The organism is Tardiphaga sp. 709 (assembly GCF_032401055.1).
Lineage (GTDB): Bacteria > Pseudomonadota > Alphaproteobacteria > Rhizobiales > Xanthobacteraceae > Tardiphaga.
Genome location: NZ_CP135529.1, coordinates 205,469 through 224,248 on the forward strand (window position 1 = coordinate 205,469; position 18,780 = coordinate 224,248).

Here is an 18,780-nt window from a genome sequence, read left to right on the forward strand (position 1 = left end):
GTACAAGTGGCTTCCCCCGCACTGGCGAAATCCTGCTAGGATACCCATAAGGACTGACGGCGCGGTTTCGCGCGCCGCGCCAGATGGATTTGAAACGCTGATGGAACGCCCCGATTTGCCGTTGACTCCGCCCGCTGGCGACCCGCCACCCGAGGCGCCGCGCGGCTTCATGGCCCGGATCCGCAACTATTTCCTCACCGGCCTGATCGTTGCCGGTCCGGTCGCGATTACCTTTTACCTCACCTGGTGGTTCGTCACCTGGGTCGATGCGATCGTGCGACCGCTGGTACCGGAGGCCTATCGGCCCGAACAATACCTGCCTTATGGCATTCCGGGCTCCGGCCTGATCGTCGCCTTCGTGGCGCTGACGCTGCTGGGTTTCCTCACCGCCAACCTGATCGGTCGTTCGCTGGTCGATCTCGGCGAAAACCTGCTCGGCCGCATGCCGGTGGTGCGCGCGATCTATCGCGGGCTGAAGCAGGTGTTCGAGACATTGTTCTCGGGGTCGGGATCGAGTTTCCGTAAAGTCGGTCTCGTCGAATTCCCGTCGCCGGGCATGTGGTCGATCGTGCTGATCTCGCAGCCGCCAAGCACCGAAGTGGCGAAGAGCCTGCCGGGGCAGGAGGAGCACATCTCGGTATTCCTGCCCTGTGCGCCGAATCCGACCACCGGCTTTTTCTTTTATGTGCCGAAGAGCAAGATCATCGACATCGACATGTCCGCCGAGGATGCCGCGACGCTGATCATGTCGGCGGGCGTCGTCCAACCGGGTTCCGACTCGCAGAAGAAGATCGCGGCTTTGGCCGAGATGGCGAATGCGGCGCGGGTAGCGAATGCGCCGCCAGCGAAGCAGCCGGCTAGGGTGGATTGAGGCGCCCACGGCTTCGTCGAATTCAACTGTCAAACAGGATGCCCCCACTGTCATTCCGGGGCGCGGCCGGCATTTGCCGGACGCGAACCCGGAATCTCAGCATGGGAATTTCCGACAGCGCCAAACATATCGAGATTCCGGGTTCGCACTACGCGACTGCGCCGCTTCGTGCGCCCCGGAATGACGAGCGTAGGGCGGGATTCCGGGTTCAGTCCGGCCCGCTTCGGACGGCCGTTTTGGCCATGACCGAGTTCTAGCTGGCTGCCGGACGGCGTCGTGACGTGCGTCGGTTGAAGCGGCGCCAGCCCCATACGATCAGCGCTTCCAGTCCGATCAACGTCGCCACGACGATCAGTCCCGCAAAGGCGGGGTCCGAATTATGGTCTCCGACCCAGAAGCCGAGGGCGAGCAGTGGCCCGGCCCATGCGAGACTGCCGATAAACGTTCCCAGCAGAAATCGCGCGAGGGGCACACCGAGCACCCCTGCGGGAATAGCCATATAGACCCTGATCACGGGCAGCGTCTGGCCGACCGCGAGGATCACGACCAGGTTGCGCTGAAACGCACTCGCCGCACGCTGATAGCGGGCAGGCGTCAGCCCGATATAGGGACCGAAGCGTCTGACGAATGTCACGCTGCGCCGTTCTCCCAGGATCAGGCCGACGCCATACCAGCACAGCGAACCGGCCGTTGAGCCGATCGCGAGTGCGAGGATGGCCGATGCGAGGTCGCTCTGCTTCGCAGCGACAACGATGCCGATGACCACGAATGCGACATAAGACGGCACGAACGGAAACAGTTTCTCGGCGATGCCAAGCCCGATGATCCCGACAGGACCAATGTGGACGCAATTAATCAGAAGATCGGCGAGTTCTGTCGCTATCGCGCTCATTCTGCCACCTGGGCGACGGACCGGCGCCGCGTGATGCGATAGACCGAGGCCGGCGGAATGTTCATCAGCGCGCGACCGACACAGGACGCCTCGAGGCCGAATTGCTGGAGTTGCAGATGACTGATCGGACAGCGAACCCCGTAGGTGAACTGATACATCACGCCGTCGGACCGAAGGCTGTTGAAAACACCGGCCAGGATCGCATCGACCTTGTTCTGTGCCATGTTCAGCAACGGAAGTCCGCTGACGACGGCGCCGAACGTCGCGGGTTCGAACACGTTTTGCGGCGCGATCCATGAAGCGTCCATCCACAGCACCCGCGCGCGCGGAAATCGTCGCTGCAACAGGCGCATGAAGTCCGAGCCATATTCGATGAGCGTCAAATCGCCTTCCTTCACACCTTGCTTCAGCAGTGCTTTCGTAAAGACGCCGGTGCCGGGGCCGAGTTCGAGCACCTTGCCGGTCGCGCCGTTGATATCGCGGGTGATCATATTGGCGAGGGCAGACCCGGACGGTGCAATTGCTCCGACGGTTCGGGGGGCTGATGCGAGCGATCGGAAGAAGAGCAGGAGGCCGTTTGCAGTCATGTGAACTATCCATTGCAAATGCATCGACACCGACGGTCGCCGGCAGTGTCATGGTATGTGCAGTGGAGATTGAGCGAACATGACGTGATGTCTTTGATGCTGCAATAAAGCGGCGACGATATTCAACGTGCATCGCTGCTAGCGTCGGGACCGCAAGCCGAAGGCCATGGTGACGCGCGTGCCGCCGTTCGGGCCGTCCTGAATATCGATCATGCCGTCATGGAGCCGAACGATCTCGCGAACCAGATTGAGTCCGAGGCCAGCGCCGCGCGAACCGCTATTGAGCCGGTAGAACGGCTCGAAGACGCGTTCGCGATCGCTCAGTGGGATGCCGGGGCCTTCATCGGTCACCGAGACCGAAGACGCGGTGACGCTGACGACTATTTTTCCGCGACGTCCGCCGTATTCGATCGCATTGTGGATCAGGTTCGCGAGTGCGCGCTCCAGTGCTCCTTGATCTCCTGACAAAGGGGCCTGCTTCACACCGCTCTCGAATGCGATTTCGTATCCTGCTGCGATGGCAAGCGGCGCAAGATCCGACGTCACATGCTGCGCGACCTCGACAAGGTCGATATCCGACTGCGGTGTGGCAGTCTGCTTCAACCGTTCGGTGTCCAGCAGTTGGTCGGCGAGCGTCGACAGACGGCGGACGTCCTCGAGCAAACGCGTCGTGTGCGGTCCGGGTTCGGTCGACTCGATCCGGGTTTGCAGGATGGCAATCGGCGTCCGCAATTCATGGGCGGCATCGACCAGAAACCGTTGGCGACGATCGAAGCCTTCGTCGAGGCGGCGCAGCGCGTCGTTGATGGCCACGACCAGCGGAACGATCTCGTTGGGCACCTGGTCCAGCGTGAGGCGCGCGCCGCGTTTGTCGGTGTCGATCCGTTTGGCCTGCGCTGCCGCGTGGCCGAGACCGAGCAGCGCCCGCCTGACCACGATGGGCGTGGCGACGAGAGTCGTCAGGGCCATTACGGCGAGAATCGGCAGCACCACGCTGAGAAACAGCGTTGCGATGGCGGCGGCGAAGCGGTGCCAGGGCACGGTGCCTCCGGATCCGGTGAGAATTTGAACGCGGCCTGCGGCGCTGCCGACCCAGCGCATGCGGGCCGTTGCGCGCGGAGCATCGCCGATATTCCAGCCGAGGCGGGCTTGACCGACATCATCGAGCGCATCGCCAATGCGGGCGAATTCGGGCGGTACATGGCCTTGCGAGACGCGATTGCCGTTTTTGTCTCTGATGAGAAACCACAGTTCTGGCATGCTGGCGCGCTGCTGCGCCAGAGCGGGCGTGTTGCGCACGATCATGGCGCCGGCCTGGTCACGCGCGATGGCGTTCTCGATCACGCTAATGGTCTCGTCTTCGGGCTCCAGCGAGACGATATAGCCGCCGCCCCACAACACACCCACGATGGTCAACACCAGTCCGGTCACCATCAGCGCCTGCAGGCCGACGAGGCGACTGACCAACAACCATCGCAATGATTTGCGGCGAACTCGGTTCATGGTGTGCGCTTGATGAGGTAGCCGATGCCACGAATGGCGTGAATTTCCACACCCGCGCTGGCGTCGGCCAGTTTGCGGCGGAGGCGCGAGACATGGGTATCGAGGGCGTTGGACTGGATTTCGTCGTCGAAGCCGTAGACCGCTTCTTCGAGGGTGGATCGAGCGACAGTCCGACCAGAGCGCCGCAGCAGCGTTTCGAGCACCAGCAACTCGCGACGCGGCAAAGTCATGGCGACACCGGCGACGCTCGCCTGGCGGTGTTCGGCGCTGTAGGTGAGGTGACCGAGTTGCAGGATTTCGGCCGGCATGTCGCTTGGCCGGCGCAGCACAGCGCGCAGCCTCGCCAACAATTCCTCGATCGCAAATGGCTTGCCGAGATAGTCGTCGGCGCCGGTATCCAACCCGGCCACGCGATCGGCGAGGTCGCCCCGTGCCGTCAATACGATGACGGGCGCCTGCACGCCACTCGCTCTCAATTTGGGTATCAGCGAGAGCCCGTCGCCGTCGGGCAACTGGCGATCGAGCAGGATAGCTCCATAGCTGTTGGCGAGCAGGGCCTCCTCGGCCATGCCGATCGTCGCCACGCGGTCGACAACCATATCGTGGCCCTTGAGCGCAGCCGCGAGCGCCGCTGCCATTTCCGGTTCATCCTCGACGAGAAGCACGCGCACGCAACTACCCTTTCGCCTCAAGCCAAGTGTCGAACCTAGGTGGGGAACATTGCGTCAACGTTACGAACGACGTCGGAGATCCGAAGTAACTATCCCGCACCGATCAACGGGATCGCCTCATCGCGTTCATAGAGATACAGCAGGCAGCGCAGCGCCTCGCCGCGTTCGCCCGTGAGTTTCGGATTGTCCTGCAGGATCCGCAGTGCCTCGTCGCGGGCTTGCGTGATGAGCTGTGCATGGACTTCGGACCGCGCGATGCGGAAGCCGGGCATGCCGCTCTGGCGTGTTCCCAATACGTCGCCTTCGCCGCGCAGCTTGAGGTCTTCCTCGGCGATGCGAAATCCGTCGGTGGAGTCCTTGATCACCTTCAGGCGTTTGGTAGCGATCTCGCCGAGCGGTTCGCGATAGAGCAGGAGGCATGTCGACGCCTCCGAGCCGCGCCCGATGCGGCCACGGAGCTGATGGAGTTGCGCGAGGCCGAAACGCTCGGCATTCTCGATCACCATGATCGTTGCGGCGGGGACATCGACGCCGACTTCGACCACCGTGGTGGCGACGAGGATCTGCGTCTCGCCGGCAGCAAAGCGCGCCATCGCCGCATCCTTTTCGGCGCCTTTCATCCGACCATGTACGATTCCAACCTTGTCGCCGAACCGCTGCTGCAGGCTCTCGAAGCGCTCTTCTGCATTGGTGAGTTTCGGGCCGTCCATTTCGGACTCTTCCACCAGCGGCACGATCCAGTAGATCAGCTTGCCGTTGTCCACAGCGCGGCCGATGCCGTCGATGACTTCCTGCAGCCGGCTCGCCGACATGGTGCGCGTCTCGATCGGCTGGCGGCCCGCAGGTTTTTCGCGCAGCTCCGAGATGTCCATGTCGCCAAAGTAAGTCAGCACCAGCGTGCGCGGGATCGGCGTCGCCGACAGCACCAGCACATCGACCGCGCTGCCCTTGTTGGTCAGCGTGAGACGTTCGCGGACGCCGAAGCGATGCTGCTCGTCGACGACAGCCAATGCGAGCGCTTTGAATGCGACGTCGTCCTGGATCAGCGCGTGGGTGCCGACGATGAAGTCGATCTCGCCGGCGGCAAGCCGCGCGAGGATATCCTTGCGCTCCCGGCCTTTCTCGCGGCCGGTGAGGATGGCGACGCGCAGACCCGCGCGCTCGGCCAGCGGCGCGATGGTCTTGATATGCTGGCGCGCGAGGATTTCGGTGGGGGCCATCAATGCGGCCTGCTTGCCGACTTCCGCAACTGCTGCGGCGGCCAGCAGCGCCACGACGGTCTTGCCCGAGCCGACATCGCCCTGCAGCAGCCGCAGCATGCGCAGCGGCTTGGTGAGATCATCGGCAATGGCTGCGGTCGCCTGCTGCTGCGATTGCGTCAGCGCATAGGGCAGGGCGTCGATGATCTTGTGGCGGATGTGGCCATCGCCGGCATTGCGATCGCCGGCGGGACGGCGCAGTTGCGCACGCACCAGCGCCAGTGCCAGTTGGCCGGCGAGCAATTCATCGAAAGCGAGACGCGACCAGAACGGACCTTCCGGAAGGACATCTGTGATCTCGACCGGGATATGGACGCGCTGCAACGCCTCCGCCAGCGATGGGAACTTGCAGCGCCGGATCACTTCGGGGCTGATCCATTCCGGCAGTGCCGGCAGCTTGGTCAGCGCCTGTGCGATAGCCTTGCGCAGCGAGGTGATCGCGAGGCCCTGGGTCAGCGGATAGACCGCGTCGATGCCCGTGAGCTTGGCGAAGCCTTCCTCGTCGACCACGCGGTCCGGATGGGTGATCTGCAGCATGCCATCGAACAGCTGCGTGGTGCCGGAGACGTAACGCTTCTCGCCGACCGGCAGCAGCTTTTCGATCTGGCCCGGATAGGTCCGGAAATAGGTCAGGATCACCGTGCCGGTGTCGTCATGGGCATAGACCAGATGCGGCGCACGGGAGCGCCCGGGCGGCGGCTCGCGATGGCGATCGACGATGACTTCGAGGGTCACCATGGCGCCGATCTCGGCCTCGTTGATCTTCGGCCTGTCGCGGCGGTCGATCACGCTGACGGGGAGATGCAGCAGCAGATCGACGATGCGTGGCGTCTCGGCGCGGTCCAGCAGGAAGCGCAGCAGCTTGTCCTGCTTCGGCCCGATGCCGGACATGCTGGTGACCGGGACGAACAGGGGATTGAGCACTTCAGGGCGCATCAAACGACTCAGGACTTGGGGTTCAGCAGGGTGACCACGGTATTTGCGAGAGTTGGATGCATTTCAAGGCGAAAGCAATGCGTTATGAGGTGCTGACAGGGGCGGAAGCGGAGGCTATATGAGCCTGCCCGGCACGTCCGGGCTTTCTGCGTTTGCGGGCTTTGGGCGGGATGGACAGATGACGGGAACGACACGATCGAGCAATGGCCTGGACGACCGCCGCAAGCGGCTGCTGTTCCGCTGCTGGCACCGCGGCACGCGCGAGATGGATCTCATTCTGGGCCGCTTCGCGGATGCCGAGATCGGCATTCTGGCGGACCTCGAACTCAAGCAGCTCGAAGACTTAGTCGGCCTCGAAGACCCCGAGCTTTATCCGGCTTTTGTCGGCGATACCCAACTGGATGAGCAGTACCGCACGCCGCTGTTCGAGCGCATCAAGCTGTTCCGGAATCTGGACAAGCCTCTATGAAATCTCCCGTTGCCTCGCCGGCCGCGCAGCTTGCGCCCGGCCGTGCGCTGACCTTTGCCAATGTCTCCGAGGGCGCTGAAGGCCTGATCGTCGCCGATCTTGCGCGCGCGGTTGCGGCCAAGCCGAAGCCGCCGGCGGTGAGCCTCACCGTGATCTGCCGTGACGGGCCGCGGATGCAGCAGCTCGCGCGCGCGCTGGAATTCTTCGCGCCGGATCTGCCTGTGCTGCAATTCCCGGCCTGGGATTGCCAGCCCTACGACCGCGTCTCGCCTCATGGCGGTATTCTCGCGCATCGCATGACCACGCTGGCGCGGCTGTCGCGCCTCACCGGCAGCGACAAGCCGATGATCGTGCTGACCACGGTCAACGCCGTCGTACAGCGCGTGCCGGCCCGCGAGATCGTGGCGGCACAGGCGCTGTCGGTCGCGCCCGGCCACGTAGTGCCAATGGACTCCATCGTCGCCTGGCTCGAGCATAATGGCTACACCCGCTCCGGCACGGTGCGCGAACCCGGCGAATATGCTGTGCGCGGCGGCATTCTCGATCTGTTTCCGGCGGGCCTCGACCAGCCCGTGCGTTTCGACTTCTTCGGCGACAGTCTGGAATCGATCCGGACCTTCGATGCCGAGACGCAGCGCACGCTGCTCGATATGCGCGCGCTCGATCTGGTGCCGGTGTCCGAATTCCAGCTCATCACCGAAACCATCCGCCGCTTCCGCATGGGCTATGTCGCGCAGTTCGGCGCGCCGGAGCGCGACGACCAGCTCTATGAAGCGGTCAGCGAAGGCCGCCGTCATCCCGGCATGGAGCACTGGCTGCCACTGTTCCAGGACCGGATGGAGACGCTGTTCGACTATTTGCCTGGCACGCCGGTCGCCATCGAGCCGCAAAGCGAGGATGCCGCCACCGAACGCTTCAAGCAGATCGGCGACTATTACGAAGCCCGCCGCGAAGCCATGGGCATTCCCGGCGGCGGCGCGATCTACAAGCCGCTGCCGCCGGAGCGGCTCTATCTGACCGACAGCGAATGGCACAAGCGGCTGGAAGATGTCGCGCTGGCGCGGCTGTCGCCGTTTGCATTGCCCGAAGGCACGGCAGGCGCCGTCGATGCCGGGGCGCGGCAGGGTCGCAATTTCGCGCCGGAACGTGCCGACGCCAACGTGAACGTGTTCGAGCGCGTGGTTGCGCATATCCAGGCGCTGCAAGTGGAGCGCAAGAAGGTCGTCGTTGCGTTGTGGAGCGAAGGCTCGCGCGACCGTATGGCCAGCATGCTGAAGGATCACAAGCTGCTCAACCAGCAGATGGTGAATTCCTGGCGCGTGGTGCAGGCGACGCCGCGCAATGAGACCATGCTGGCTGTGGTCGGCATGGAATCCGGTTTCGAGACCGACCAGATCGCCGTCATCAGCGAGCAGGACATTCTGGGCGATCGCCTGGTGCGGCCGCGCAAGGCGAGCCGCAAGCTCGACAACTTCATCTCGGAAGTCACGAGCCTCGCGGCCGGCGACATCGTGGTTCATGTGGAGCACGGCATCGGCCGGTTCGTCGGGCTGCAGACGTTGGAGGTCGGCGGCGCACCGCATGACTGTCTCGAGCTGCGCTATGCCAACGAAACCAAGCTGTTCCTGCCGGTCGAGAATATCGAACTGCTGTCGCGCTATGGCTCCGACGCGACCAATGTCGAGCTCGACAAGCTCGGCGGTTCCGGCTGGCAGGCGCGCAAGGCCAAGCTCAAGAACCGCATCCAGGAAATTGCCGGCGAACTCATCAAGATCGCGGCCGAACGGCATCTGCGCGAGACCGAGCGGATCGTCGTACCGCGCGAGCAGTATGACGAATTCTGCGCGCGCTTTCCCTATGAGGAAACCGAGGACCAGCAGACCGCGATCAACGCCGCGCTGCACGATCTCGAACATGGCAAGCCGATGGATCGCCTGATCTGCGGCGATGTCGGCTTCGGTAAAACGGAAGTGGCCATGCGCGCCACCTTCGCCGTCGCCATGGAAGGCAAGCAGGTCGCCGTGGTGGTGCCAACCACGCTGCTGGCGCGTCAGCACGCCAAGAACTTCACCGAGCGCTTCAAGGGCTTTCCAGTGAATGTCGCACAGGCCTCAAGGCTGGTCGCGCCGAAAGAGCTGACGGCGACCAAGAAGGGCCTTGCAGATGGCTCCATCGACATCGTCGTCGGAACGCATGCGCTGCTTGGCAAGTCGATCAAGTTCAAGGACCTCGGCCTCGTTGTGGTCGACGAGGAGCAGCACTTTGGCGTGACGCACAAGGAACGGCTGAAGCAGCTCCGCGCCAATGTCCATGTGCTGACGCTGTCGGCCACGCCGATCCCGCGCACGCTGCAGCTCGCACTCACTGGCGTCCGCGATCTTTCGATCATCGCCTCGGCGCCGGTCGATCGTCTAGCGGTGCGTACCTTCGTGGCGCCGCACGATCCCTTGATGATCCGCGAAGCGCTGCTGCGCGAGCGCTATCGCGGCGGGCAGGCATTCTATGTGGTGCCGCGCATCGACGATCTCGCCGAGGTGAAGGACTTCCTCGACAAGCATGTGCCGGAGATGAAGGTCGCCGTGGCTCATGGCCAGATGGCGCCGACGGTCATCGAGGACATCATGTCGGCATTCTATGACGGCAAATACGACATCCTGCTGTCCACGACGATCGTGGAGTCGGGGCTCGATATTCCCAACGCCAATACGCTGATCATCCACCGCGCCGACATGTTCGGCCTGGCGCAGCTCTATCAGCTCCGTGGCCGTGTCGGCCGCTCGAAGCTGCGCGCCTATGCGCTGTTCACGCTGCCGTCGACGCACAAGATCACCGGTCAGGCGGAACGCCGGCTGAAAGTGCTGCAGTCGCTGGAAAACCTCGGCGCAGGCTTCCAGCTCGCCTCGCACGACCTAGATATCCGCGGCGCCGGCAATCTGCTCGGCGAAGAACAGTCCGGCCATATCAAGGAAGTCGGCTTCGAGCTCTATCAGTCGATGCTGGAAGAGGCGATCCTGGCGCTCAAGTCGGGTATTTCCGAGCCCGTCGCCGACAGGTGGTCACCGACCATCACGCTCGGCATGCCGGTGATGATCCCCGACGACTTCGTCGCCGATCTCGCGGTCCGTCTGTCGCTGTATCGTCGGCTCGCCGATCTCGAGACCGATGACGAGATCGCTGCCTTCGCCGCCGAACTGCGCGACCGTTTCGGCGTGCTGCCGGACGAGGTCCGCTATCTGTTCAAGATCGCTGCCATCAAGGCCTATTGCCGCCGCGCCAATGTCGAGAAGGTCGATGCCGGTCCGAAGGGCGTTGTCATCACGTTCCGCGACAACAGCTTTGCGCAGCCGGAAAAACTTGTGTTCTTCATCCGGCAATATGGTCAGGCCGCGAAGGTTCGTCCGGATATGAAGGTTGTGTTCCTGCAGGATTGGGGAACACCGGAAGAACGTCTCGAAGGCGCAACGGAAATCCTGCGCGCGCTGGCGGGGCTCGCGGAGAGCAAGAAGGCGGCCTAGGCGCTTTCGCTCCGTCCTCATCCTTCGAGACGCCGCCAAAGTGCGGCTCTTCAGGATGAGGACAGAGCATGCCGCAAAACAAAACAGCCGCCGGCATTGCTGCCAACGGCCGTTTGTTGAACTACGCGACGCTTACTTCGGATACTTGAATTCCGGAGCGGCCTTCAGCGCTTCCTTGGTGGTGTTCATCGACGCCACCCACTTGTTGTCCTTGTTGAGGCTCACCTTCACCGAAGCCGGCGAGACGGCGACGTAATGTTCGCCCATGCCGAGAAAGCCACCAACCGACAGGATCAGGGCGTCGACCTGGTTGTTCTTGATTGCGAGATCGCTGATCTCGCCGATCGTCTCATCCTTCTGGTTGGTGATGTTCAGGCCCTTGAGCTTGGACGAGAACATCTCCTCCTTGGAGACGGTCGAGAATTTTGCCTCGGCGGGTGCAGCGCCTGTCGTGACTGCCGACTGTGCCAGAACTGGCGTGGCGAGTAGGGCGAGGGAAGCGGTGATCAGTGCGAGCTTTTTCATTATCGTTGTCTCCATTGCAGATGCACCTACAATGCGACGATCGATACTTCGTTCCTGATTTTATTTCTGGAACTAAGACGCTGCGCGTTGCGCGTCCTCGCCATGCAAGCGCGCCAGCAGCGACTTCGCGGTATCCGCTGGCTCCATCGTGATGACGGTGACGTGGGGATCGTTGCGCGCATCGCGCTTGGGTCCGTGCATGGTGTGCTTCATCACGCTGGAGAGCCGCCTGGCGATCATATGGGCGTTGCGCTGGTCGGTTTCGGCGAAGGCGACCACGATGGAGCCGTCGTTCTGCAGCGTGCCGAAATCCATCCGCCGCATCAGCCGGCTGATGATCCGCGCAGCGTCGCGCTGGGCGCGCAGCGGGATATTGTCGAACGAGAAACGGGCCATCGACAATCCGCCGCCGCGGGTTTGCGTGTGATAAACGGCGGTCGCGATGTCGCGTTCAAAGGCTGCAGTTGTCAGCAGGCCGGTAGCGGGATCGAGCAGCCCGTCGGATTCGATCGACTTCAAGGTGCGGCCGAGACGCGCTTCGAAGGCGTGCTGGCGCAGCAGCGGCAACGCCGTGGCTGCGACGGTGTCGGCATCGCCGACGACCATTTCGAGATTAGCAAGATCGTAGCTCGGCGTCAGGCCGGGCACGGTGACGACAACGGGCAGATTGCGGAAGCGTGCGTCCTCGGTGAGGACGGTGAGAAACGCGTCAACGACGCGCGTGCTGAAGCCTTCGCCGATGACGATGCCGTCGAGGTCGCGCGCATTGAGATGCTTGGCGGCGGCCTCGATACTGAGCGCGCCGACCACGCCGATGCGTTCGCCGAGCGCAACCGACAGCGCGGGGTAGCCACCGCCGCGGCCGATCAGCATCACCGTCGCATCGTCCAGCGGGTCCGACTGCAGGGACATGCGATGCAGGTTTTCGGCGGTCAAGCGTCGCATGACCGTGGCGTGCAGCGTGCGAAGGCGAAGCGCGTTACGCAGCCGCGCGCTGAGCCGATCGAAATTGCCGGCGGTCTGTGTGAGCGGGATCGCATGGCCGGGCAAGTCCGTGGCGGGATCGATCGCAATCAGCGGCACGTAAGGCTGCTTGGCGCCAAGGCGCTTGGCCAGCGCCTGGAAGGTTGGCATGTCGTCAGCGGAAGCCGACACGATCACGGCAGCCGGCTGCACCCGTGCCACCGCATCCAGCGCCTCGGCCCATGTCGCATCGACCACCGGGAAGATGTTGCTCTCCGCCAGGGCTGTCGCAAACGCGGCCGGCTGCTGGTTGGAGACGGCGACGATCGTGGCCTGGTCGGACATGCTTGAGCTGAACCTCTACGCGAAACTGATCGCGGCAGGCTAGCCCGACGTCCTTAATGCAGAGTCAATGAGATCCGTTGCATTTTCAGGATCGCTTTTGCTGGCTCAGTCGGCTGCGGCGCGGTCGCGGAAGGCTTCGACCATCAGCGGATTGAGGCCGAGTTCGGTCAGGGCGTCGCGAGCGCGGCCGTTATTGCTGGCGCGGCCCGCGAGGCGGTAGCCGCTGAGACGATCGGGCAGCGCCGTCAGCATGGCGTTCTCGCCGAGCCGCTTGGCCCACTCGTTGAGGTCCTGCGCCAGGAAGCGATAGCCGCCGACGGCCATGATGCCCGAGGGCGGCGCGGTGATGTTGATCGCGCCCGTCAGACGGTCGAGCCGGGCCATATAGCCGGTATCGACATAATCGAGCGGCTTGGCGGGGATCAGCGCGTTGCTGGCGTCGGCCTGGGCCGTATAGGCCAGCACCGGCACCATGGGGCCGCGGAGGCCCAGCGTGCCCTTAGGCGTCAGGATGATGTCACCGGCAATAGAGGAGCCTTGCTGGGCGCGCGGTGCGCCGTGCGGGCCCGGCATGATGGCGACGGGCATGCCGTCGTCGCCGCGGATGGCGCCGAACAGACCGGCTTCGCCGAACAGATAGACGTCGGTGAACGAGGCCTGCGATCCCGGCCATGCAGGCGAGGCGGCGACCTGTTCAGGCGCGCGCCAGAGGCCGAGCACATAACGCAGCACGGGAGACCGATCGAGCAGTCCGCCTTCGGCGAGGCGCTGCGCCAGCGGCGCCGGCGCCACCAGCACGTCGCAGGCATTGGCGGCGATGCTACGTTCCAGCACCGCATTGTCGAACGGATGATGCAAAGCGAGTACGCCGCCGGACAGCAGCCAGGTCACCAGCGACGAGGCGATGCTGGCGAAAGACGACGGCACCAATGCCGACATGATCGTGGCGCCCTGCGGCATGCCGCTTTCCAGGAAGACGGCGAGGCCACCGGAGATCAGGTTGAGATGCGTGCGCGGCACCGCGCGGAAGCCGTCGGAGGTCACATCGAAGGAGACGATGGCCGCGCGGCGGGCGTCCTGCGTCACGGGCGCGGGCTCCACGAACTCGCTGGACAACACAACGTCGAGCGGGGTCATGCCTTCCGGCAGGTCGCTGCCGAAGCCACCGACATAGCGGATCGAGAAGGCTTCAGCCGCAGCGTTCATGATCAGGTCGGCATGGCTGACGCCGTCGATCTTGCTCGACGTCACTAGTGCACGCGCACTGCAGCGATTCAGTGCCATGGTCAGGTCGGCCTGGCGCCAGAGCTGCGGCAGCAGCGCGACGACGAGGCCGGCGCGATGTGCAGCCAGCACGGTCAGGACGAATTCCACGGTGTTCGGCAGCTGGACGGCGATGACTGAATTGGCGGGGAGGCCGGCCTCCATGAAATGCGCAGTCAGTGCCGAGATCGCCCGGTCGGCATCCGCAAAGGTCAGCCGCTGCGGTTCCGTCGCCGTGATGCGCAGCTTGTCGGCGGGGTCGACCAGCGCCAGCGCCTGCGGCTGCCGGCTGAGGATGCGACGAAACAGGCCGTCGAGGGTGGGCGAGGCGTTCGGCGTGGGTGATGTCACGGTGTCACTTCCGGTTCGGCGGCGAAGCTGGCAGCGTTCTGGCCCACCAGGTCTCCGGCAAATAGCCTGAGAGAGCGATGGTCGAAGGTCGTTCTATCCGATTCCATCGCGCAATCCATTGCTCGCCGACATAGTAGAGCGGGATAGCGTAGAAACCGGCGATCAGCGCGCGGTCCATGGCGCGGACGGCATCGACGAAGGGACCGTGGTCGCGGGCCTCCAGCATGGCAGAGATCATGGCGTCAACGGCGGTATTCTTCGCGCCCATATAGTTGCGGGTGCCGGGATTGTCGGCGGCTTCCGAGCCCCAGTAGAACGACTGCTCGTTGCCCGGCGACAGCGACTGGTCCCAGCGGTTCTGGATCATGTCGAATTCGAAATTGATGCGGCGCTGGTCGAACTGCACGGCATCGATGGAGCGGATATTAGCAATGATGCCGGCGCGCTTGAGATCGCGTGCATAGGCCAGCGCGATACGTTCCTGATCGCGGGTGGTGACGAGAATCTCGAAGGCGAGGGGCGTTTTGTCCGACTGCCGCCGCGACACGTTGTTTACAAGTTCGTAGCCCGCGTCTTTGAGCAGTGCCAGCGCAGTGCGCAGCGCGGGACGGTCACGGCCCGAGCCATCGCTGACCGGCAGACGGTAGCTGCCATCGAGAATATTGGCGGCTATATTTGAGGCGTAGGGTTGCAGCAGTGTCCGTTCGCGATCATCCGCGGCGCGCATATAGGCGGAGAGATCCGAGCCCGCGAAGAAGCCGGCCGAGCGGGCATAGAGGCCGAAGAAATAGGTGCGGTTGATCCATTCGAAATCGAACAGCAGCGTCAGCGCCTGTCGCACGCGAATATCTGCGAACATCGGCCGCCGCGTGTTGAACACCAGAAATTCCGACGGCTTCGGCAGGCCGGTCTTGATGCTGTCGCGGATCACTTCGCCGGACGTGGCGGCGGGGAATGTGTAGCCGTCGTGCCAGCGCAGCGGTTCGTTCTCGACGCGGAAGTCGTAGAGGCCGCGCTTGAAGGCTTCGAAATGGGTGTTGGCTTCGCGATAGTAGTCGAGGCGGACCTCGTCGAAATTCCACAGGCCGCGATTGATCGGCAGATCGCGGCCCCAATAGGCGGGATTGCGGGTCAGGGTCACCGCGGCGCCGGGTTTTACGTTCGTCACCGTATAGGGCCCGGAGCCCAGCGGCGGCGCCATCGAGGTTTCCTCGAAGGTGTCGGGATTGACGGCGTGTTTCGGCAGCACCGGCATCAGACCGAGGATCAGCGGCAATTCGCGATCCGCCTGGCCGCCGAAGTCGAAACGGACTGTGCGGTCGTCCAGCGCTTCGGCCTTGGCCACTTTCGAATAATACTGCCGGTGATTGGGCCGGCCCTTGTCGCGGAGCAACTGCCAGGAGAACAGCACGTCTGCGGCCAGGACGGGCTTGCCGTCGGAGAATTTGGCCTGGGGATTGATCCGGAAAGTGACGAAGCTTCGCGCATCGTCAGTCTCGACGCTCTCGGCGAGCAAGCCATAGAGGGTGAAGGCCTCGTCCTGGCCGCGGGCCATCAGGCTTTCGATGACATAGCCGCGCATCTGCGGCACCGCGATGCCCCGGACGATGAAGGGATTGAGGCTGTCGAAGGTGCCGAGAACGCCCTGGACCATGCGGCCGCCCTTCGGCGCGTCGGGATTGGCATAGGGCATCTGCCTGAAATCGGTCGGCAGGGCCGGGGCACCGTGCATGGCGATCGCGTGGCGAGGATCGGCCTGTGCGGAATCCACCACTGGTCCGGCCAGAGCTGTCCAGCAGGCCAGCGCCGCGATCAGTTTGGACAGGGTCGAAAGACCCTGTGCATTTGTGCGATTTGATTCGGAACTGTTCACAGAGGAACTTTACCATGGCTGCCCGCCCCGAACCTGTGCCATGGATCAAATAGGGCTGGCGCCATTGATCTTTTCGTCCGCCGCTGTATTGAAAGCGGACAATTGACGAGGACGGCGCGGCCTGTCACGTAACGGCCGTAATTGGCACCGAGACACCCGCCAACGGGTGACTGTCAGCGCCGCCTCCGGGATATGAGCGCCTCCGTTCAGAAAGGGTTTTCCGAAATGAATTTCCGTCTCTTGGCTGCGTCGGTTCTGCCGCGCGGGCGGGGCTTCGCGCTTCTGGCGGCGACGGCCTTGACCGCCACGATGATCGCTCCGGTTGCGCATGCACAGGCTCCCGCGCCTGCTGCGCCGCCGGCCGCGGCGCCGAAGGCTGCTGCGCCTGCGCCCAAGGCCGCGCCGAAAGCTGCGCCGAAGGCTGCTACCCCGGCCGCTCCCGCCGCCCAGGCGCCAGCCGCAGGCGCGCCACCGGCCGATCAGCAGGTTCAGCTGATTTATGCGCCGTGGACCAAGTTCTGCCTCAAGGGCCAGGACGCCAATGCCAAGCAGGTCTGCTTCACCGGCAAGGACGGCCGCATCGAGTCGGGCCAGCCCGTCATCGCCGCCGTCATCATCGAGCCGGAAGGTGAACCGAAGAAGATCCTGCGCGTGACGCTGCCGCTCGGCATGCAGCTCGTGCACGGCACCCGCGTGATCGTGGACAGCAACGCCCCGGCGCAGAGCCCCTATGTGATCTGCTTCGCCAACGGCTGTATGTCCGATTACGAAGTCACCCCGGAGCTGCTGGCCAATCTGAAGAAGGGCCAGAACCTGATCGTGCAGGCGATCAATTCCAACGGCGCACCGCTGACGCTGCCGCTGCCGCTGGCCGAATTCGCCAAGGCCTATGACGGCCCGCCGACCGATCCGAAGGTGTTCGAAGAAACCCAGAAGAAGCTGCAGGAAGAGCTGCAGAAGCGCGCTGCGGAAGCCCGCGCCAAGCTCGAAGCGCAGCAGCCGGCAGCTGGTGCAGCACCGGCGGCCCCGGCCAATCCGGCCGCGAAGTAAGCTCGTTCAAGAGGCAAACGAAAAGGCGCTCAGAAATGAGCGCCTTTTTTGTTGCTAGTTGACACTGTCATTCCGGGGCGCGCGCATCTTCGCGCGCGAACCCGGAATCCCATGTCGGGATTCCGGGTTCACGTCCGGCAAGAGCCGTCCGCGCCCCGGAATGACAGTCTGAGGGAATAACGCCTTCGGCGTCAGTTCAGCGACGGATTGCGTGGCCGGTAGCTGCCGGACTTGTCCTTGATGAAGATCTCGGCGACCTGGGAGTGCCGGATCGGCTCGCCGGATTCATCGGGGAGCAGGTTCTGCTCGGAGACATAAGCGACGTATTCCGACTCAGAATTCTCGGCCAGCAGATGGTAAAACGGCTGGTCCTTGCTCGGACGGACGTCTTCGGGGATCGACAGCCACCATTCTTCGGTGTTGTTGAATTCCGGATCGATGTCGAACACCACCCCCCGGAACGAAAAGATCCGGTGGCGGACGATCTGTCCGATCTGGAATTTGGCGGTCCGCGCTTTGATCATTCTGGTCGAATAGACCAGGATTGTGGCCGATGCTAGAGGCAAACGACGGATTTACGACATACGGACGCCGCTCCCCGCTATCCCGCCCACCGGGCCAAGAACCAAGAAAAACACGCCTGACATGATGGACGTCCTCAATCTTGCACTGCCGTATTTCGGATTGATCTTCATCGGCTTCGCCTGCGGCAAGGTGAAGAACCTGCCCGAAACGGGCCTCGCCTGGATGAATTTCTTCCTTCTCTATGTGTCGCTGCCGGCGCTGTTCTTCCGCATCATGGCCAAGACGCCGTTCGAGGAACTCAACAATCTGCCCTTCGTGATCGGCACCACGCTGGCGACTGCAACGGCGTTCTTTCTGTCGGTCGGCACTGGTAAATTCCTGGGACGGCTGACCATGCGCGAGGCCGGAATGGCCGGGCTTGCCGGCGGCTACGGCAATATCGGCTATATGGGGCCGGGGCTGGCGCTGGCTGTGCTTGGCCCCAAGGCGGCCGTTCCGACTGCACTGGTGTTCTGTTTCGACAGCATCTTCCTGTTCTCGATCGCGCCGCTGATGATGGCGCTGACCTCAAGCGACAAGCGTCCGCTGCTGCCGACTATCGGCATCGTCATCAAGCACATCGTGCTGCATCCGCTGATCGTCGCGGCCTATCTCGGCGCCTTTGTCGCGGCGTTTCACATCCAGATGCCGGTCGCGGTCGACGGCATGCTGCTGTTCCTGCAGAACTCGGCGGCACCTGTCGCATTGTTCGCGCTTGGCGTCACCGTCGCGCTGCGGCCGCTGGGGCGGGTGCCATGGGAAATTCCGGGCCTGATCTTCATCAAGCTGCTCATTCATCCGCTAATCGTGTTCGGCCTGATGCTGTTGCTCGGACCGTTCCCGCTGCTCTGGGCCGCGACAGCCGTGCTACTGGCGTCACTGCCGCCGGCGCTGAACGTGTTCGTGATCGCGCGGCAGTACGATAGCTGGGTCGAACCGGCCTCGGTTGCGGTGCTGCTCGGCACTTTCGTCTCCGTGCTGACGCTGACCTCGGTGATGTATTTCCTGAAGAGCGGCCAGATCGCGTTTCCGTAGGATACCCGCTTGTAAGATGGGTAGAGCGGAGGCGCGAAGCGCCGGAGCGAAACCCATCACCTATAGCACGTGTGAACGATGGGTTTCGCGAAGACGCTCTACCCATCC

The 18,780-nt window shown here is 63.6% G+C and carries 15 protein-coding genes; 5 read left to right on the forward strand and 10 right to left on the reverse strand.

Annotation, left to right across the window (positions count from 1 at the left end; genetic code table 11):
* Positions 1 to 97 precede the first annotated feature (97 nt).
* Complete coding sequence (locus RSO67_RS01020) at positions 98 to 871, forward strand: DUF502 domain-containing protein (RefSeq protein WP_410001865.1); 774 nt, start codon at positions 98 to 100, stop codon at positions 869 to 871.
* Positions 872 to 1,124: 253 nt separating this feature from the next.
* Here the strand turns inward: RSO67_RS01020 and RSO67_RS01025 are convergent, their stop codons facing one another.
* The 5 genes from RSO67_RS01025 to recG all read right to left on the reverse strand — a co-directional run bounded on the left by RSO67_RS01025 (position 1,125) and on the right by recG (position 6,719).
* On the reverse strand, positions 1,125 to 1,763 hold the full coding sequence (locus RSO67_RS01025) for a DedA family protein (protein WP_315841969.1): 639 nt from the start codon (positions 1,761 to 1,763) through the stop codon (positions 1,125 to 1,127).
* Positions 1,760 to 2,350 carry a class I SAM-dependent methyltransferase gene (locus RSO67_RS01030; protein WP_315841970.1) on the reverse strand — a complete coding sequence of 197 codons (591 nt, stop codon included), beginning with the start codon at positions 2,348 to 2,350 and terminating at the stop codon, positions 1,760 to 1,762. Before RSO67_RS01030 ends, RSO67_RS01025 begins: the two co-directional genes overlap by 4 nt.
* Positions 2,351 to 2,488: 138 nt before the next feature.
* Positions 2,489 to 3,817 carry a HAMP domain-containing sensor histidine kinase gene (locus RSO67_RS01035; RefSeq protein ID WP_315841971.1) on the reverse strand — a complete coding sequence of 443 codons (1,329 nt, stop codon included), beginning with the start codon at positions 3,815 to 3,817 and terminating at the stop codon, positions 2,489 to 2,491.
* A gap of 32 nt (positions 3,818 to 3,849) precedes the next feature.
* Positions 3,850 to 4,524: a response regulator transcription factor gene (locus tag RSO67_RS01040; protein ID WP_315841972.1), complete on the reverse strand. Its 675-nt coding sequence runs from the start codon at positions 4,522 to 4,524 to the stop codon at positions 3,850 to 3,852.
* Positions 4,525 to 4,613: 89 nt separating this feature from the next.
* Positions 4,614 to 6,719, reverse strand: a complete 2,106-nt coding sequence (recG, locus tag RSO67_RS01045) for an ATP-dependent DNA helicase RecG (protein ID WP_315841973.1) — start codon at positions 6,717 to 6,719, stop codon at positions 4,614 to 4,616.
* Positions 6,720 to 6,897: 178 nt separating this feature from the next.
* Between recG and RSO67_RS01050 the strand changes: the two genes are divergently transcribed.
* Positions 6,898 to 7,188, forward strand: coding sequence for a succinate dehydrogenase assembly factor 2 (locus tag RSO67_RS01050; RefSeq protein WP_068731648.1), 291 nt, complete (start codon positions 6,898 to 6,900; stop codon positions 7,186 to 7,188).
* A complete protein-coding gene (gene mfd / locus RSO67_RS01055) occupies positions 7,185 to 10,703 on the forward strand; it encodes a transcription-repair coupling factor (RefSeq protein ID WP_315841974.1) in 3,519 nt (1,172 codons plus the stop codon). Before RSO67_RS01050 ends, mfd begins: the two co-directional genes overlap by 4 nt.
* Before the next feature lie 132 nt (positions 10,704 to 10,835).
* Here the strand turns inward: mfd and RSO67_RS01060 are convergent, their stop codons facing one another.
* The 4 genes from RSO67_RS01060 to RSO67_RS01075 all read right to left on the reverse strand — a co-directional run bounded on the left by RSO67_RS01060 (position 10,836) and on the right by RSO67_RS01075 (position 15,882).
* A complete protein-coding gene (locus tag RSO67_RS01060) occupies positions 10,836 to 11,228 on the reverse strand; it encodes a PRC-barrel domain-containing protein (RefSeq protein WP_089264391.1) in 393 nt (130 codons plus the stop codon).
* A 72-nt stretch (positions 11,229 to 11,300) separates the two neighbouring features.
* Positions 11,301 to 12,536, reverse strand: coding sequence for a GGDEF domain-containing protein (locus tag RSO67_RS01065; protein ID WP_315841975.1), 1,236 nt, complete (start codon positions 12,534 to 12,536; stop codon positions 11,301 to 11,303).
* A gap of 105 nt (positions 12,537 to 12,641) precedes the next feature.
* Positions 12,642 to 14,150: a class I adenylate-forming enzyme family protein gene (locus RSO67_RS01070; protein ID WP_315841976.1), complete on the reverse strand. Its 1,509-nt coding sequence runs from the start codon at positions 14,148 to 14,150 to the stop codon at positions 12,642 to 12,644.
* A gap of 4 nt (positions 14,151 to 14,154) precedes the next feature.
* Entirely contained in the window at positions 14,155 to 15,882 is a 1,728-nt protein-coding gene (locus tag RSO67_RS01075) for an extracellular solute-binding protein (protein ID WP_315844138.1), read from the reverse strand.
* A gap of 366 nt (positions 15,883 to 16,248) precedes the next feature.
* Here RSO67_RS01075 and RSO67_RS01080 point away from each other — a divergent pair, with 366 nt between their 5' ends.
* The gene (locus tag RSO67_RS01080; RefSeq protein ID WP_315841977.1) at positions 16,249 to 17,073 is read left to right on the forward strand and encodes an invasion associated locus B family protein; all 825 of its coding nucleotides are present in this window, start codon (positions 16,249 to 16,251) and stop codon (positions 17,071 to 17,073) included.
* 191 nt (positions 17,074 to 17,264) lie between these two features.
* Here the strand turns inward: RSO67_RS01080 and hspQ are convergent, their stop codons facing one another.
* A complete protein-coding gene (gene hspQ, locus RSO67_RS01085) occupies positions 17,265 to 17,597 on the reverse strand; it encodes a heat shock protein HspQ (protein ID WP_092142755.1) in 333 nt (110 codons plus the stop codon).
* A 121-nt stretch (positions 17,598 to 17,718) separates the two neighbouring features.
* Here hspQ and RSO67_RS01090 point away from each other — a divergent pair, with 121 nt between their 5' ends.
* The gene (locus tag RSO67_RS01090; RefSeq protein WP_315841978.1) at positions 17,719 to 18,672 is read left to right on the forward strand and encodes an AEC family transporter; all 954 of its coding nucleotides are present in this window, start codon (positions 17,719 to 17,721) and stop codon (positions 18,670 to 18,672) included.
* The last annotated feature ends 108 nt before the right edge of the window (positions 18,673 to 18,780 follow it).

What these genes read in the sequence shown, in the direction of transcription:
- RSO67_RS01025 (WP_315841969.1), bottom strand. Translation starts at nt 1,763, where the DNA reads ATGAGCGCGATAGCGACAGAACTCGCCGATCTTCTGATTAATTGCGTC.
- RSO67_RS01030 (WP_315841970.1), bottom strand. Translation starts at nt 2,350, where the DNA reads ATGACTGCAAACGGCCTCCTGCTCTTCTTCCGATCGCTCGCATCAGCC.
- recG (WP_315841973.1), bottom strand. Translation starts at nt 6,719, where the DNA reads ATGCGCCCTGAAGTGCTCAATCCCCTGTTCGTCCCGGTCACCAGCATG.
- RSO67_RS01050 (WP_068731648.1), top strand. Translation starts at nt 6,898, where the DNA reads ATGACGGGAACGACACGATCGAGCAATGGCCTGGACGACCGCCGCAAG.
- mfd (WP_315841974.1), top strand. Translation starts at nt 7,185, where the DNA reads ATGAAATCTCCCGTTGCCTCGCCGGCCGCGCAGCTTGCGCCCGGCCGT.
- RSO67_RS01060 (WP_089264391.1), bottom strand. Translation starts at nt 11,228, where the DNA reads ATGAAAAAGCTCGCACTGATCACCGCTTCCCTCGCCCTACTCGCCACG.
- RSO67_RS01065 (WP_315841975.1), bottom strand. Translation starts at nt 12,536, where the DNA reads ATGTCCGACCAGGCCACGATCGTCGCCGTCTCCAACCAGCAGCCGGCC.
- RSO67_RS01075 (WP_315844138.1), bottom strand. Translation starts at nt 15,882, where the DNA reads ATGCACGGTGCCCCGGCCCTGCCGACCGATTTCAGGCAGATGCCCTAT.
- RSO67_RS01080 (WP_315841977.1), top strand. Translation starts at nt 16,249, where the DNA reads ATGAATTTCCGTCTCTTGGCTGCGTCGGTTCTGCCGCGCGGGCGGGGC.
- hspQ (WP_092142755.1), bottom strand. Translation starts at nt 17,597, where the DNA reads ATGATCAAAGCGCGGACCGCCAAATTCCAGATCGGACAGATCGTCCGC.
- RSO67_RS01090 (WP_315841978.1), top strand. Translation starts at nt 17,719, where the DNA reads ATGATGGACGTCCTCAATCTTGCACTGCCGTATTTCGGATTGATCTTC.